The organism is Ruegeria sp. C8, from assembly GCF_056537565.1.
On record NZ_JBQFRV010000003.1, the window covers coordinates 276,854 to 292,653 of the forward strand.

Annotated in this window: 14 protein-coding genes; 8 read left to right on the top strand and 6 right to left on the bottom strand. The window is 59.3% G+C overall.

Annotated elements, in window-relative coordinates; translation table 11 throughout:
* The first annotated feature begins 2 nt into the window (after nt 1-2).
* The 3 genes from ACR0KL_RS06775 to ACR0KL_RS06785 all read left to right on the top strand — a co-directional run bounded on the left by ACR0KL_RS06775 (nt 3) and on the right by ACR0KL_RS06785 (nt 3,013).
* Nucleotides 3-1,049 (top strand): ABC transporter ATP-binding protein, encoded by a 1,047-nt coding sequence (locus tag ACR0KL_RS06775; protein ID WP_170376921.1) that lies wholly within the window; start codon nt 3-5, stop codon nt 1,047-1,049.
* Nucleotides 1,049-2,065 carry an endonuclease/exonuclease/phosphatase family protein gene (locus ACR0KL_RS06780; RefSeq protein ID WP_170679991.1) on the top strand — a complete coding sequence of 339 codons (1,017 nt, stop codon included), beginning with the start codon at nt 1,049-1,051 and terminating at the stop codon, nt 2,063-2,065. Before ACR0KL_RS06775 ends, ACR0KL_RS06780 begins: the two co-directional genes overlap by 1 nt.
* Nucleotides 2,066-2,272: 207 nt before the next feature.
* Nucleotides 2,273-3,013 carry a 4'-phosphopantetheinyl transferase superfamily protein gene (locus ACR0KL_RS06785; protein WP_170679740.1) on the top strand — a complete coding sequence of 247 codons (741 nt, stop codon included), beginning with the start codon at nt 2,273-2,275 and terminating at the stop codon, nt 3,011-3,013.
* A 133-nt stretch (nt 3,014-3,146) separates the two neighbouring features.
* On the opposite strand, the gene ACR0KL_RS06790 is transcribed toward ACR0KL_RS06785, so the two are convergent.
* On the bottom strand, nt 3,147-4,070 hold the full coding sequence (locus ACR0KL_RS06790; protein WP_170679738.1) for an SMP-30/gluconolactonase/LRE family protein: 924 nt from the start codon (nt 4,068-4,070) through the stop codon (nt 3,147-3,149).
* Between the two features lie 220 nt (nt 4,071-4,290).
* Between ACR0KL_RS06790 and ACR0KL_RS06795 the strand changes: the two genes are divergently transcribed.
* The 4 genes from ACR0KL_RS06795 to ACR0KL_RS06810 all read left to right on the top strand — a co-directional run bounded on the left by ACR0KL_RS06795 (nt 4,291) and on the right by ACR0KL_RS06810 (nt 8,602).
* Nucleotides 4,291-5,340, top strand: coding sequence for a patatin-like phospholipase family protein (locus ACR0KL_RS06795; protein ID WP_170679736.1), 1,050 nt, complete (start codon nt 4,291-4,293; stop codon nt 5,338-5,340).
* Nucleotides 5,341-5,473: 133 nt separating this feature from the next.
* Entirely contained in the window at nt 5,474-6,487 is a 1,014-nt protein-coding gene (locus ACR0KL_RS06800) for a catalase (protein WP_170679734.1), read from the top strand.
* A 4-nt stretch (nt 6,488-6,491) separates the two neighbouring features.
* Nucleotides 6,492-7,208 carry a hypothetical protein gene (locus ACR0KL_RS06805; RefSeq protein ID WP_170376913.1) on the top strand — a complete coding sequence of 239 codons (717 nt, stop codon included), beginning with the start codon at nt 6,492-6,494 and terminating at the stop codon, nt 7,206-7,208.
* On the top strand, nt 7,205-8,602 hold the full coding sequence (locus ACR0KL_RS06810) for a Dyp-type peroxidase (protein WP_480776805.1): 1,398 nt from the start codon (nt 7,205-7,207) through the stop codon (nt 8,600-8,602). Before ACR0KL_RS06805 ends, ACR0KL_RS06810 begins: the two co-directional genes overlap by 4 nt.
* A gap of 28 nt (nt 8,603-8,630) precedes the next feature.
* On the opposite strand, the gene ACR0KL_RS06815 is transcribed toward ACR0KL_RS06810, so the two are convergent.
* The 4 genes from ACR0KL_RS06815 to ACR0KL_RS06830 are packed head-to-tail and all read right to left on the bottom strand — an operon-like array spanning nt 8,631 to nt 12,787.
* On the bottom strand, nt 8,631-9,263 hold the full coding sequence (locus ACR0KL_RS06815; RefSeq protein ID WP_170679989.1) for an ATP-binding cassette domain-containing protein: 633 nt from the start codon (nt 9,261-9,263) through the stop codon (nt 8,631-8,633).
* Nucleotides 9,259-10,971 (bottom strand): ABC transporter permease, encoded by a 1,713-nt coding sequence (locus ACR0KL_RS06820; protein ID WP_480555210.1) that lies wholly within the window; start codon nt 10,969-10,971, stop codon nt 9,259-9,261. Before ACR0KL_RS06820 ends, ACR0KL_RS06815 begins: the two co-directional genes overlap by 5 nt.
* Nucleotides 10,961-12,157 carry an ABC transporter substrate-binding protein gene (locus ACR0KL_RS06825; RefSeq protein WP_170679729.1) on the bottom strand — a complete coding sequence of 399 codons (1,197 nt, stop codon included), beginning with the start codon at nt 12,155-12,157 and terminating at the stop codon, nt 10,961-10,963. Before ACR0KL_RS06825 ends, ACR0KL_RS06820 begins: the two co-directional genes overlap by 11 nt.
* Nucleotides 12,158-12,172: 15 nt before the next feature.
* Entirely contained in the window at nt 12,173-12,787 is a 615-nt protein-coding gene (locus tag ACR0KL_RS06830; protein ID WP_170679727.1) for a CDP-alcohol phosphatidyltransferase family protein, read from the bottom strand.
* 341 nt (nt 12,788-13,128) lie between these two features.
* On the opposite strand from ACR0KL_RS06830, the gene ACR0KL_RS06835 reads away from it, so the two are divergent.
* A complete protein-coding gene (locus ACR0KL_RS06835) occupies nt 13,129-14,103 on the top strand; it encodes a LysR family transcriptional regulator (RefSeq protein ID WP_170679725.1) in 975 nt (324 codons plus the stop codon).
* On the opposite strand, the gene ACR0KL_RS06840 is transcribed toward ACR0KL_RS06835, so the two are convergent.
* The gene (locus ACR0KL_RS06840; RefSeq protein WP_170679723.1) at nt 14,104-15,624 is read right to left on the bottom strand and encodes a trimethylamine methyltransferase family protein; all 1,521 of its coding nucleotides are present in this window, start codon (nt 15,622-15,624) and stop codon (nt 14,104-14,106) included. It lies immediately after the preceding gene.
* Between the last annotated feature and the right edge of the window lie 176 nt (nt 15,625-15,800).

Genomic DNA, 15,800 nt, shown 5'->3' on the forward strand with positions numbered 1-15,800 from the left:
GCATGGCTCAGGTATCATTAGAGGGCATCCGCAAGGTCTATCCTAACGGCTTCAAGGCCGTTCAGACCACTAGCTTCACCATTCAGGACGGCGAGTTTGTCGTTCTGGTCGGCCCTTCGGGATGCGGCAAATCCACTTTGTTGCGGATGATCGCGGGGCTTGAGGATATCACCGAAGGTACGCTGAAAATCGGCGACCGGGTGGTCAATGATGTGGACCCGGCGGATCGGGACATTGCGATGGTGTTCCAGAACTACGCCCTCTACCCGCATATGACGGTGCGCAAGAACATCGGGTATGGCCTGAAGAACCGCGGGACGCCCGCGTCCGAGATCGCCGCCAAGGTCGAAGACGCCGCCAAGATGCTGAACCTGACTGAATATCTGGACCGCAAACCGGCGCAATTGTCCGGTGGTCAACGCCAGCGCGTCGCCATGGGGCGCGCGGTGGTGCGCGACCCCGCCTTGTTCCTCTTTGATGAACCTCTTTCGAACCTCGATGCAAAGCTGCGCAACCAGATGCGGATCGAGATCAAAGCCCTGCAGCGTCGTCTTGGCACGACGGCAGTTTACGTAACCCATGACCAGGTCGAGGCGATGACGATGGCCGACAGGATCATCGTTTTGAACGCAGGCCGGATTGAGCAGATCGGTACCCCCTCCGAGATCTACCACAATCCGGCTTCTACCTTCGTCGCCTCGTTCATGGGTGCCCCACCCATGAACCTGATCGAGGCCGAAGCGTCAGACGGACAGGTCCGCCTCAACGGCTATGACGGGCTGATGCCCGCGCCACAGGCCGTCAGCGGCCCGGTGACCATGGGTGTACGTCCCGAGGATGTCGAACTGGATGAGAACGGATCCGTCTCGTTCCAGGTCGACATCCTCGAAGAACTTGGCGCGCATCGTCTGCTGCACGGCACACTTGCGGATCAGCCGTTTACCGTCATGGTCGGCAAGGACCATAGCGTGCACACGGGCGAGACCCGCATCACCCTGAAACACGACGCCCTACGCCTGTTCGACGTGGAAACGGGAAAAGTCCTTTGATCACACAAACTGTCGCGACTTTGCCCGCTGTCACATCTGACCAGCGGGCTGAAATCCTGGCCGCCCCGCGCACAACGCAGGCGCATCGCTCGCTGATGGCATCCTTGCTGGCTATGAACGCGCTGCAATTGGGCGGCGAGGCGACCGCAGCGCAACTGCCCGCGCAGATCACCGTCGCCGCCTGGAATGTTGAACGCTGCCTATTTCCCGAAGAGACTGCCGCGCATCTGGACCCGATTGCGCCAGATATCGTTCTGCTCTCCGAGGTCGATTGCGGCATGGCCCGCACCGCGCAACGACACACCACCGAAGAGGTCGCTCGCGCCCTTGGCATGACCTACGCCTTTGGCGTCGAGTTTCACGAGCTTGACCTGGGTGGCCCGACCGAGCGCGCCTTTTGCACCGATGATTTCAACACAACCGGCTGGCACGGCAACGCCGTTCTATCCTCGGTCCCGTTTGAGCGCACAGCTTTGATCCGATTGGACGACCACGGCCATTGGTTCACCCCCGAAAGCGGGGCAGCAGACCCTGAACAACCCCGGGTCGGCGGGCGCATGGCTATTGCCGCCGTTGTGCCAACCGAAAGGGGGCCGATCTGCGTGGTCTCCACGCATCTGGAAAGCAATTCCGCCGCTGAACACCGGCAAGTTCAGTTCGAACTTCTGCTACGGGAGATTGACGCCTTCGCCCCCGACATGCCAGTTCTGATCGGAGGAGATCTGAACACCGGCAACCACCTTCCCCCCGATTTCGACTGGCGCCGCGAAACCTTGTTCGCACTGGCCGAAGATCAGGGCTATTCGTGGGAGTTTACGGCCGAGGGCGACACGACCCGCCCCAGTCTGATTACGCCACACCCGGACCGAAAGATGAAACTGGATTGGCTGGCCGGGCGGGGTTTCACGCCCGCAGACAAAGGCGTGCTGAGTTCAATCTCGGCCACTGGCACACCGCTTTCTGACCATGACTGCGTGTGGACAAAGGCCGATATCTCCGCACGTTCTGACACATGATCCAATTCCGGTCGCAGTCTGGCACGCGTCTAAGCGTTTTGAAGACATGAGGGGCGCTTAGCCCCTCAACCCTCTGCGCGAGCGATGGGTTTTGGCGGATGCCTTCAAATGGTTTGCGACAATTCAAGCTGCCACACTGTGCAGGCGTCATACAATTTGAAAAACCGGATTGACGTGGCGCGACGCTTGAGGGAAGCCAAGGGGGCCATGACACTGCCCGCCCAACACCTCTCTTCCCTGGAAACGCGCTCCGATGAGTTCCTGATGGACGTGGTGGCCATGGACATCGGGTCTGCGACAGCGACTGCTGTGATCGCGAGGTTTGATCAATCTCGTTTTGAAGATGGCCTTTTCACGACGTTGGACGTCGACCGGCCGGATCGTTTGGACAGGGCCGTTGAAAAGAGAAAGGCCGAGTATCTGGCAGGCCGTGCCGTAGCCATGGCCGCTTTGGCGTCAACGGGGCATGCGTCGACGCAGATCGCCACAGGTCCCAACCGTGAGCCGATCTGGCCCGCAGGCGTCGCAGGTTCGATCACGCATTCAAAGGGGCGCTGTGCGGCGATTATCACCGATCAGCCCGGCACCTTGGTTGGCGTCGATATAGAGGACATCGCCGAAGGATCCTCACTGGATGCGATTTTCAAGGTCGCTTTGCAGCCCGAGGAAACCCGGCTGATCCGGGAAAGCGACGCGCAGGCGTTGAAGGCAACGCTTGTATTCTCGGCCAAAGAAACTCTCTACAAGGCCCTGTTCCCTGCGGTTCAACAGTTCTTTGGTTTTGACCATGCCGAACTCTACGGCGCGCCCAGTGAAACCGTCCTGAGGCTGCGGTTGACCAAATCGTTGAATAATACGGTCACGGCAGGGGCGGTCTTCGACGTTGGCTACCGACAACTGGACCGCAGCGTTATTACCTGGCTTATCACACCCACGCCTGCAGACTGAGCCTCGGCAGTCCGGCCAAGGCCTTGTCCTTCTAGTTCTTTGTCGCCGGATTGCACCTGCGACACACCCTCCGTTATTGGCCATGGCTCAAGCATATGCTGATCTCGACTGCGCAAAACCGACGGTCCTTACATTAAGCCGTAAACTCCAGCTTCAACCCCGGACGAGGCCATCTGGCCTTGTAGATTTTGCCCGTGCTGGAGGCGGTGATCCATATGTCCTGCATGTCCTCTCCGCCAAAACACATATTGGTCGTGAAGAGGTCGGGAATGGCGACATGTTCGGTCGACCCGTCAGGGCTGAACACTGTGATCCCGCCGTTGAAAATTGTCGCCACGCAGACCCGTCCGTCGGCCTCGACCTTGAGACTGTCGAGCCATTGATACCCCGGCAAGGTTTGCACCACCTGCCCCGGCATCCCCGGAATCGGACCGGGCTCGACTTGGCCCTTGCCGGTGATCTTCATTGCCCAAAGCCGCCCAAACACCGTGTCCGAGACATAGACGGTGCCGCCATCCGGCGACAGCCCGACCCCGTTGGGCATCGGAATCGTGGCAGCTTTGATCAGGGTCTTGCCGTCGATCGTGGCATAGTACAGCCCGCCATAACGCGTAGACTCTGCGTCCTCGATCCCGGTATCGGTGAACCAGAACCCGCCCTCCTTGTCGAAAACCAGATCGTCAGGCGCGATCAGCCCTTTCCCCTCATAGGAATCGAACAGCATCGTGACCTCTCCGGTCTCAAGATCGACCCGATGCACGGACCCACCCTTATAATGCGGGCGAATGGGGGCGGGAACAGTGATATCGTCGGGTCCGTAGGGCACGAAACTATAGACACCGCCATTGTTGCAGACATAGGCAGCGCCATCCGGTCCAATTGCCACGCCATTCGGGCCGCCGGGGATTTCGGCCACCACACTGACGGTGCCATCGACGGTCAGGCGCACGAGGGTCTGCTCTTTGATATCCACGAACAGGACCGAGCCATCATTCATCGCAACCGGACCTTCTGGAAAGCCCAGCCCGCTGCACATCTCATGTAGTTCCAACGCCATAGCCTCAACTCCCTGATTGCGCCGTGGCCCCGGTGGGGTCGGCCATTGCGGGCCAAGCCCGTCCTTTTCGCGGCGAACTGTGCTTGCAAATACAGGTTTTCGCAAGGCTTTTTCCAATTTGCTATGCGGGACAAGCCTCAACGGGTCGCAAAACGGCTGGCTTTTCCCAGCCCAGTTATCCTAAAACCCCTTACAACTAAAAAGCGATGAGGCGCATCGAATGGTATTCAAACTTGTGTCCTGCGATGGCGGGGGGATCAGGGGCTACCTGACCTGCCTGATCTTGCAAAGCCTGCAGGAGGAGACCGGCGTTCTGGACAAGGCCGACGGGTTCGCGGGGACCTCGACCGGTGGGCTGATCGCCGTGGCGCTTGCGGATGGCCGGACGCAAGGCAAAGATATGGGTCAGCTCATCGGCGAGCTTGCCGCGCATTACCGCGAAGATGCCGACAAGATTTTTCGTGAAAACGAACACAGCTTTCTGGACAAGGCACTGGATGAGGTGCTGCGGCGGTTCAAACTCGGCGGCGGCCCGGGCATCACCGCCTCGCAATACAATGCCACCGGGCTGGAGGAGATCGGGCGCAGTCTCGTGGGAGACCGCAAAGTCAATTCTCTTTCGCCGGATCTGGTTCTGGCGGTCAACACCGTATGCCTTCATCGCAGCGACAAGGTAGGGTGGTCGCCGTTTACTATCACCAACCAGACGCTGGGCTACGAAAAATGGCTGGATATGAGCGATGTCGGCCTGCTGGACGTCGCCATGGCAAGCTCGGCCGCGCCATCCTATTTCCCGCCGCATCAGATCATTTCTGACGGGGTGGACTATGGCTATTTCGCTGATGGCGGGGCCTTTGCCAACAACCCGGTGATGAACGGCATCAACGTGGCCATCGCGGCAGGCCGAGCCGAGGGTTTGGCACATATCGAGGCTCTGTCGATCGGCACCGGGCAACAGCCCACAGATATCTCGGAGGAGATGATCAAGAACCCCGACGACTGGGGCCTGTTGAAATGGTTCGGCATCACGTCGGGCGCGCCTCGGGGGGCTTTGATCGAACTGCTGCTGACCACATCGGCTGAGAACCAGCATTGGATGGCCCATCTTGTGCTGAAAGAGCGGATGGTGCGCCTGAACCCTTCGCTACCCAAGGTCGTGGGGCTGGCGACACACCGACCTGAATCCTACGATCTGATGGAGAAGGCATTCTACACCTGTCGGCAAAGTGAATACTGGACCCATGCCAAAGAGATGCTGAACAAATGGTAGCCGCCCTCAGTTTTGTGTGATCAAACAGTGGCTTCGCCGGGTTTTATGTATTCTTCCTGTTGCCTTTGCCCGACCAGTGTTTATGGTTAACGCCACATTTTTGGGGTAACTTCAGTTAACAGGTGGTCAAGTCATGAGCGATCCCGGCCTTGCCGAGAAGCTGGTAGAAGTTCTGCATCGTCCTGATGGTGATCTGGCCCTGCGCCCCGTTCACACAATCGGGATCAGTGCGACCGGCTATTTCAAGCCCACGCCCATCGCCCGGAATTTCTGCGCCGCGGATCACTTCACCAATGAAAAGACGGATGTGATTGTTCGGTTTTCGAACGGATCGGGCTGCGCTGTGGTGCATGACGGCTGGTCCGATGTCCGGGGGCTGGCGGTTCGGTTTCACCTGTCTGATGGCTCCGATACCGACCTGATCGCGATGAATCTGCCCGAGTTTTTCACCCAGACCCCCGAGACGTTTCTGGATTTCGCCGAAGCCGCCAAGCCCAAGCTCTACAATGGTCAGACCCCTTGGCAGAAAATCTGGAGCTACCTTCAGCTGATGCTGCCTGAACGCGACCCCTATCCGGGCGAGACGATCAGCCCGGACGAAGGTGCCATCGGGTTTGCCGACCGAAACGCCTATTCTCAGCTTGGTGTGTTACAAGCCGCCCAGATCGGAGCGCCGACCAGCTACGCGCGGGCGGCCTATCACGCCTGCCATACATTCATCGTGACCGGAGCCGAAGGCGTGCGCCGCTGGGTGCGGTTTTCGTGGCAACCCATCGCAGGTGTGCTGAACACCGACCCGGATGAGACACCGGTGGATGACTATCTGCAGGCTGAACTTAGGGAACGTCTCGCCAAGGAACCTGCGCGGTTTTCGCTAATGATGACAATCGGTGAGGTCGGAGACGATTTCAACAACTCCGCGCGCCCCTGGCCGCCTCATCGCAAGCGGATCTTGATGGGTATGCTGACGCTGAATGCGGTGCCCGAGGATCAGGTGGAACAGTCCGAAAAGCTCAGCTTCAATCCCGGTTTGCTGCCCCCCGGCATCGAGGCTTCGGATGATCCAGTGCTGAAAATGCGCATCGACTCGTACAAAATCTCAAGCGCTTGGCGCGGCGGGTCCCCCTGCCCGTTTTCGAAGGGGTAAGGTCATGACTCGTCAGAACAGTTGGTTCAATCGCTATGTCAACACCCTGCCGGATCGGGGATGGTTCAAGTTTCTGTCGCGCTACATCGTTGTGCCCTATTGGCACTGGCGCGACCCAAAGCCGAAACTGCCCGGTGGCCCGCGCCCCTCGCCGCAACCCAGCGAGAACGTGCAGCGCATGATGAACCTGATCATGCCACTGAAAGACCCCTCGCCCGCTGGACGTGCCCATGCTGCACTGGCCATCGCGCAAAATGTCGAAGAGATATTTGCAGGGCTCGACAATGTCGGAACGGTGCATTTCGCCCGGTTTCTGCTGATCGACGACAAGATCTGCATGATTTCGGTCTATGACGGCGATTTCAGCAACTACATTCGGGATTTCATCACCACCATCGGCAGTGTGTTCAACGACGTCATCTCGCTCGTGGACGGGGCGGAACACCTGATCCCGACCGAGCACAACGTCGAGGAGTTCATCGACTGGGTCCATGAACACGACCTGTTTCAGGCCCCCGATTTCCCGACCGACCTGTTCGGCCTTCAGGATGAGGCCAAAGGGCTGCCTCCGAACCAGCCGCCGCATCGTCTGGAAACCCTCCCGCGTGCGTTTGTTCTGCAACTCTACGCGAACCCTAACCTGTCGCTGGGGGGCGGTTATCGCGCCTATCCGGGCGTTTCCGCCGCGCAAGTGCGCCAAAAATTTGGACAAGGCTGGTGACTGCTAAACTCGATCTCGCCGACATTCAGGGCAACATCCTGCGCGGTTACCGCCGCGATCTGGTGCGCCATCTGTTTCTTGAAGTCACCGACCGCGCCGCGGCCCGCCAGTTTCTGGCAACCGCTATCGATGGCGGCAGTGACACCGTCCCCGAAATCACCCGAGGGGTGTTGTGGGAGGTCAAACCGCCCTTCTGTTTCAACATCGGCCTCACCTATGCCGGGCTGCGCGCCCTTGGCACTGCGCCCGAGGATCTGAAAACCTTCCCCAGCGAATTCATGCAGGGCATGACGAAACGCGCGATGAAACTGGGCGATTTCGGCACCAGCGCACCGGATCACTGGCCGGCTCCGTTTGATCAACCTGACCGGGTTCACATCATGGCGTCGGTCTATTCCGACGTCCTGGATCACCTCGACCTGGTCGAGAAACAGGTTGGCGCGGCCTTCACCATTCTGGGCAAACGCGACGGTCGCAATCTGGCCGACAGCAAGGTGTTCTTTGGCTATGTCGACGGTATTTCCCAGCCCCGGTTCGAACAGGTCTATGACCCCGAGCAAGCCGGTGTCGACGAGCCAATCGACCCACTTGGCACCGCCCTGCTGGGCTATCCCACACGGCAAGAGGGCGTGGTGTTTCGCGTCCCCTCGCCCAATGCGCTTGGTTTCAACGGGTCGTTTAATGCGTTCCGAGTTCTGGCGCAGGATGCAGCCGGTTTCGAGGCCTATCTGGACAAAGCCGCCGATGATCTGATGGATCACCCGGATCGCGACAAACTGGTCGATCCGAATAATCTGGATCGCATCGGCGAAGACCTGGATATCCACGGCGCGCTGCGCGAGGTCGTCGCGGCCCAGATGTGCGGGCGCTGGCGCAACGGCGTCCCCTATGAGCTGTCACCGGACGCTCAATGGCCCGAGCATGAAGTCTCACTGACCAATTTCAACTACAACGCCCACTCCCGCTGTCCCGCCGGCTCGCATCTACGGAGAGGCAACCCGCGTGGCGGTCGGATCGTGCAACGCATCGCCAATTACACGCGACGTCTGGTGCGGCGCGGCATGTCCTACGGCCCGGATTTCGACCCCCAAAACCCCGACACCGCCGAACGCGGCTTACTGGGCAGCTTCATCGGCGCCAATATCGGCGCGCAGTTCGAAGCGGTGATGTGCGACTGGATCAACCTCGGCCTGCACGACCCGTCAATCACAGGGGCCAATGACCCTCTGCTGGGGGCGAACACGCCGGAGACCAGCTGGTTCGACCTCAGCCTGCCCGATGGCGGCACGATCCGACTGCACGGCTTTCCCCGCCTGATCCATACACGCGGTGGTGCGTACACGTTCCTGCCAAGCCTGACGGCGATCAAATATCTGTCCGGATTGGCGAATTAGGCAAGGCTGAATATCTCGACCAACACCGCTATTCAGGCAGAGTCACAACCCTGCCCCCTGCGGCTTCGGCATCGGCGATGTCGTGCGTCACCAACAAAACCGGCAGCCGTGCCGCGCGGGCTCGGGTAAAGACGAGCTCCCGCATTCTGTCCCTAAGACCAACGTCGAGACGCGAGAAAGGCTCATCCAAAAGCAAGGCATCGGGCTCCGCCAGAAGCATCCGCATCAGAGCCACTCGGGCGCGCTGACCTCCGGACAGGGTCTCTGGATCGCGGGCTTCAAACCCGTCCAGCCCGATCTCGGACAGGGCGGCCTGAATGCGCGCGGCCCGGTCCGGGGTACGGGGCGGCAGGCCAAAGCCGACATTCTGACCAACAGACAGGTGTGGGAACAACAGGTGGTCCTGAAACAGGATCCCCACGCGCCGCTTCTGAGGCGGCAGGGCATTCAGAACCCGCCCATTCAACGCTATGCGCCCTTCAAGACAAAAGGCGGGCGACAAAGTTCCGGTGATCGCTGAAAGAATGGTGGATTTCCCAACCCCGGACGGCCCCATCAGGCTCAGAACCTCTCCGGGCGCAATGTCAGCTGATAGCTGCACCAGTCCTCTGCCATCGGCATGAGAGATCGAAAGCTGATCCAGTGAGAGGCCCTGTTCAATCATGGCGTAGTCCGCTTTTGTTGCGATAGACAATTCTGGGGATCATCAAGGCCAGCAGAAACGGCAGCCATGCCGTGAACGCCAGTGCGATGGTCCAGACCCCTATCGCACGGCGATCGCCGCCTGAGAACAGGGCCAGAGCCTCGGTCGTCAACGTGTTCAACCGCCCGCCCGAGGCCAGAAGAGTGGCCAGATATTGGCCGACTGACACCGCCATCCCCACCGCAAGCGCCGTCAAGATCGGAGCTAGCAACATTGGCAGCCGGATACGCCAGAGCACTCCAACCGGTCTCAGCCCCATAGCGGCCCCAATCGTGGCATAGCGGCGGTCGAGCGCGCGGTAGGGGCCCGCCATGGCCAGAAACACGTAGGGCAGAACGAAGACCAAATGGGTCAGGATCACGGGAAGGATGCCCTGTGCCGCTCCGATCTGGATCATCAGGATCTGCAGGCCCGGCAGGAAAGCAATCTGAGGCAGGATGAGCGGTAGGTACAATATAACCGTCCCGGTTCTGTTCATTGCACGCCCGGTGCGGAGTTCTGCGTTCAGGCAGCCGATCACCAGAACCAGGGCGATCAGTGCGGTGGCAAAGGCTAGTGCCAAGGTGACCAAGGTGACCTCTACCGCGTCCGGGCCGTGGCGCTCCCAGGCCATTAGGCTGAAGCTGCTCGGTAACGCGTCGGGAAACCTCCAACGTCCGGCGAAAGACCAGATGAGTTGGCTGATTAGCCCGCCAAACACCGCGACCCCAGCCGTGAGTGACACCACGAGGCCAAGGGTTCTGAGGATGGTGTCGCGCAAGCCCATGCCGCGCGTTCCGCTTTCCACACCACGGTTGATCAGCGCGGCCACGGCCCTTTCACCCCCCCGCCAGACCATGATGGCTGCGGCCACCAGCCCCAATTGAACCAACGCAGCCGCAGCAGCGGGTGCGCGCAGGGCCAAATCGGGGTCCGTCATCCAGCGCAGGATGAACATGGACAGCGTCGGCGGGCGCGACGGCCCCAATACCATTGCGACATCCACATTCGACATCGCGTAGGCCAAGACTGCATAGATCGGCAGCCGGATCTGCGTATAGAGCGCGGGCATCACGGCCAGAAACCACCCTCGGACCCTGCCGTAGCCCAGCACTTGCGTCACGCGCATCCGCTCGGCCGATTTGATCTGAGGCAGCGCGGCCAGCGACATCAGCAACAGGAACGGCAACTCTTTAATCATCAGCCCAGCAATCAAAGACCACCCGCCGGGGTCTTGCAGGATCAACACGTCGGGAGGGCGGGTCCATCCCGTCAGACCAGGCGAGATCAGACGCGCAATCCAGCCAGACGGCGCAATCAGGAACGCCAGCCCCAGCGCGGCTGCCGCATGGGGTACAGACAAAAGGGGCGACAGCAGCGCCTCGAGCCGCGAAAACGCGCGCGTGCCCTGCCAACCTGCGATCAGCAGAAAACACCCGATCAGCGCCCCAAGCGTTGAAAGGAAACCGGTTTTGAACGACAACCATAGGGCTTGGCCCACGCCGGGCTCTGCCCAGAGGCGCGCCCATGGATCAAACGAGAACCCGTTTTGCCCGTCCGGGCGCATGCCTCCGAAGGCCGGGAGGATCGTTCCCAAAAGCCCAGCTGCGATGGGACCCAGCAGCAACGCTATCGTCAGCGTCGGTGCCAGCCCCCATCGTTGGCCGGGGCTGAGGTCAGTTGCCAACGCCGTAACGCTCGGCCCAATCCGCTTCGATCCGGGTCATCCAACTTGGATGCGGCTCGGGCAAGGCTTGGCCAAGCTCAGCGGGCGAAAGGGTTGCCACGCCCAGCTCCAACGCGTCGAAGCCGGCGCGATCGTCAGCGGGCAGAGCGGCCATGTCCAGCACGGTGCTAAAGCCCAATACATCCGGGTCTTGCGCTCGCAGTTGCGCCTCGGGGCTCATCAGGAAATCTGCAACGACCATGGCACCCGCCTTGGCCGAGGCATTGTAGGGGATCGCAACAAAGCTGGCATTGCCCAGCGTTCCATCCTCTAGAACGAAAGTCCGCGCGCTTTCCGGCAGCTGTTGGTTGGCAATGGCCGTTGTCGCCTCACCCGGAGAGAAGCTGATCGCCATGTCGACCTCTCCATCATTGATCAGCTGCAGTTGGCTTGGCCCGGTTTGCGGATAGGCGCGACCTGCACGCCAGAGGTCCGGCGTGACATCCTGCAGCCAGTCCCACAGCGGCGCCGTCACCTGCGCATAGTCGTCACCAGCGGGCTGTTGCAGGATGGCCGGGTCTTCGACCAGTTCAATCAGCATCTGTTTCAGGAACGTCGTTCCCAGAAAGTCAGGGGGCTGAGGGAACGTGAACCGACCCGGGTTCGCAGCCGCCCATTCACGAATTGCCTCAGAGGATTTAGGCGGTTCGGGCAGAGCCTCGCTGTTATAGATGAACACGACCTGCGCCATGGCCCAAGGGCTTTCGAACCCCTCGGTCGGAACGGTGAAATCGGTAGTGACGGTCTTGCCTTCCACATCTACGAACCGCCAGTTGGGCAGAGCCTCAGCAAAGGGGCCGAACAAAAGATCTGCCTCTTTCATGGCACTGAAATTGGCACCGTTGATCCAGATCAGATCAATCGCTCCATCTTTGTCCTGACCCGCAGACTTCTCGGCAATCACCCGGCTGACCGCATCGGCCGTATCGGTGAGTTTCACATGCTCAAGCTTGACGCCATGCTCCTCTTCGACGCGGGTTCCGACCCATTCGATAAAATCGTTGATAGTGGTCGAACCACCCCATGCGTTCCAATAGACGGTCTGGCCATTGGCCTCATCCAGAACGTCCTGCCAGTTTGCGGGATCAGGTTCAGCCCATGCTGTTCCGGCCAGCGCCGCGCAGAGGGCAGCAAATAGATGTTTCATGGGTTTTCCTTGCGTTTATTCCGAGTGAGTGAAGACCTGCCGCGCCAACAGGATGCGCGAAATGGCGGTGACAAAGCAAACCGTGCCAAACGCCCATGCCATCGGGCCGAACCAGTTGGGCAGCAGGCAAATTGCGATGAAGAAGGCAATGGTTTCAGTGCCTTCCAGAAGACCACCAGTGAAGTAGAGCGACTTTGCACCGTGTTTCTGCGTCTTAAACCCGCGTTTTTCGGCCAGGATCGCATAACCCAGAAAGGTCGCGCCGTTAAAGTAGAAGCTGACCAGCAGCCATGCCCCGGCCATGGCATTTGCCGACGGGTCCGCCCAGACAAACGCCATGGGAATCGCGCCGTAGAACAGAAAGTCACAGGTGATATCGAGGTAGCCGCCAAAGTCGGTCTTTCGCCCAGCGCGCGCGATTGCCCCATCCAGACCATCCGCCAGACGCGACAACAGGATGAACAGGACGGCCAGAACCTGCAGACCCAGCACGATCGCCCCAGCGGCCAAGAGGCCGAAGCCCAGACCCGTCAGAGTCACAAGATCAGCCGAGACACCACGCGCCGCCAACCCCCGCCCAATCGCGTTCAGCGGCGGATCGATCAGAGGGCGGATGCGAGCATCAAGCATGGTTGGCCTCCGGGCTGCGGACAATTGGTACGGAGACGCAGCTTTCACATGCCGTGGCATCGGGCAGAATCGAAAAGAGAAGGCCGTTTTCCAACCTGAGTTGCCTCACTACCTATTTGCACGACATCCGCAGGATCGTGCCATTTTTCTTGGGTACGAATAAAGAACGATAGGGCGAAAGAAAAAAGGAATACCGTATCTTCACGCTGTTGTGTCATCTGCAACACGAGAAGATTGTGGCGTACCGGTTAGTAGGTGCGGCTTTTCGTTGATTTGATTATTTACCAACAATAATTTCAAATCATTGTAGCTAATTCACGCCTAGTTCGCGCCGAGGAAACATGCCCCGCCATTCAGCCTCCAAAGACCTGAACCTTAAAGGCTTGGAGTTGTTTCAGATCTGCGCCCAGAAAGGATCGCTTCAGGCCGCAGCTGAAGAGACCGGCCTGACCATCAGCACTGTCTCGCATCACTTGCGCAATCTCGAAGACCACCTTGGGGTCGAGCTGTTCAACCACTCGCGCAGGCCGATGGTTCTGACGCCAAAAGGGCAGGTCTTTCTGCGCAATATCAGCGATGCGCTCTATGCCATCCGTAATGCCAAGGCCGAAGCATCCGCCGGGAATATTGCCGAAGCGAGTTACCTCAGGATCGGCACGATCGAGGATTTCGACAGCGATATCATCCCTGAACTCGCCGTCTTTCTTTCGGGCCATATGCCGAGCAGCGATTTCATGTACCACACCGATTCCAGCCACGCTATTGTCGAGATGCTGCGCAACCGACATCTTGATCTGGGGATCACGACCACCCCAGAGGAACGGCTACGGGACCTACAGGATCGCCCGTTGTTACGAGACCCGTTTGTGGTCGTCCTCCCTCGGTTTAGCGAGAAATCCCTTTCGGACATTGTCGAAGGGCGCACCAAACTGCCGTTCTTGCGGTTTTCCGGCAATCTGATCATCGCCCGTCAGATCGAGTCCCAAATGCGGCGGCTGGGGCTTTCACCGCAGTCCAATTTCGAATGCAGCAACAACCAGACTTTGATGGCGATGGTCGCCGCAGGTGCGGGCTGGACCATCACCACCCCTTTGCTGTTCTCGCGTGCCAAAAGGTTTCACCCAAAACTCAGCATGCACAAGTTTCCGGGCAAAAGCTTTGCCCGCACCCTTGCGATTGTCTCTACACCCGATTGTTCGCGGTCCGTGTTGGACCTGATAGATGGCAAGATGCGCGCACTGATCCGAGATCACGCTTTGACTGCGCAATATGAGAAAACTCCGTGGCTGGCGGATAGCTTCAAACTGGTAGAATGATCAGATCAGAATTTTGAACCGAGACCGGATGGCCTCCTCCTGCTCAGGCGTGAGGTACGAGGGGTTGTGTTCGCGAAGAATCTCGCCCGCGCGAGCCCTTGCCCTACCCCATGCATCTTGCGCGCCATTTTCGGCCCATGTGCGCGGCTCAGCTCGATCAGCAAGTGTGGGGTAGAAGTAATCACGCTCCATCGCGGCATGAGTGTCCTGGCCACCCAAGAAGTGCCCATCGCCCAGAACGGCATCACAAATCGCATCGAACCCGAGGTTGTCGTCCGTCACCTCGACCCCGCGCAAGGCGCGATAGGTGTTGGAGTGCATCTCATCATCCAGCACGAAAGCCTCGAAACTGGCCCCCAACAGCGATGCAGTCATGCCAGAGCTTTCGTAGATCAAGTTTCCACCCGCCAAAGCCGCAGCCATGGAGGTTATGCCTTTCTCCATCCCATATTGCGCGTCTATGGCCTTGGCATCGGTCATCGAACAGGCCACGCCAGACGGCAAACCAAGCCAATTGGACAGCTGCGCCGACGCGGCATTCAACACCGCTGTCTCTCCGCTGCCGCCAGAAAATGCCCCAGTGCGCAGGTCGATGACCAAAGGCCAGTTCGAAAACACCATCGGAAAACCGGGCTGGATTGCGTGGACCATCAATAGGGCCGCTAAGGTTTCCGCCAGAGATTGCGCCAGAAACCCCGCCAAGGTCGCAGGCGCCGTTGCTCCGGCCTGCGCCGCCGTGATGCACGAGATCGGAATATTGTGTTTGATGCATGCGTAAGTGACATCCACCGCATCTTCGCCATAACGCATGGGCGATATCATCGGGCTGATATGCGCCTTCATGAACGGGCGTTTGGCAAACTCTCCGGGCCCTCCTGCGGCGATGTCCAGCATCTCGACTATCGGAGCGACATATTCGGCCAGCGTGAAGGACGTCGCCGTCGGTTTGGTGGTGTTCTTGAGCAGCGCGAAAACGGTGTTAACATCCAGATCATAGTTGTCCGGCACATCGGTCGCCACGCAGCAACGTGTGAACCAGCTGATATTCGCCAGCGTGTCCTGTAGCCGCGTAAAGGCATGCAGGTCCTTTAGGGTCGAAGGCCGATAGAGCGCACTTTCCATATCAAGCGTCTGCACCGCAGCGCCGCCGGTTCCGAAATACACTTTGTTGCCACCAACTTCGATCGACCTCTTGGGATCGCGGCCATGCAAGGTGAAGGTCTTTGCGGCTTGATCAATCGCCTCTTCGACGAGCTCAGGCGGGAAAAGAACGCGTCCTCTACCGTTGTCCACGGCACCCACGGCCAACAGATCGTTGTGCAGTCTCTCCGGCACCTCACCGATACCCAGTTTCTCAAGCAAGTCGAGGGCAGTATCATAGATGCGGCGCAGGTCGGCTTCGCTGAGCGGCTTATACATCCCACCGATCTGACCGGGCGGACATGGATCAAACGCGGGCTTGGCTGCCCGTTGTGCCAGACGCCCTTCGCGCCCACCTCGCTTGCTACGCTGTCCAGCCATTCCCAGTCCTTTGAAAAAGGGGGTTTGTGACATCAAGCAAGAGGAATTGTTGCCCGTGGCGCAAGATCATCTCTTTTACTTCGAAAAAATAGATTTCTAATTTTGATAACGTCTCAATATATCACTCTACAATTGCACATGGTGACAAACGGACTTCGTATGCGGGGCAAGCGAAC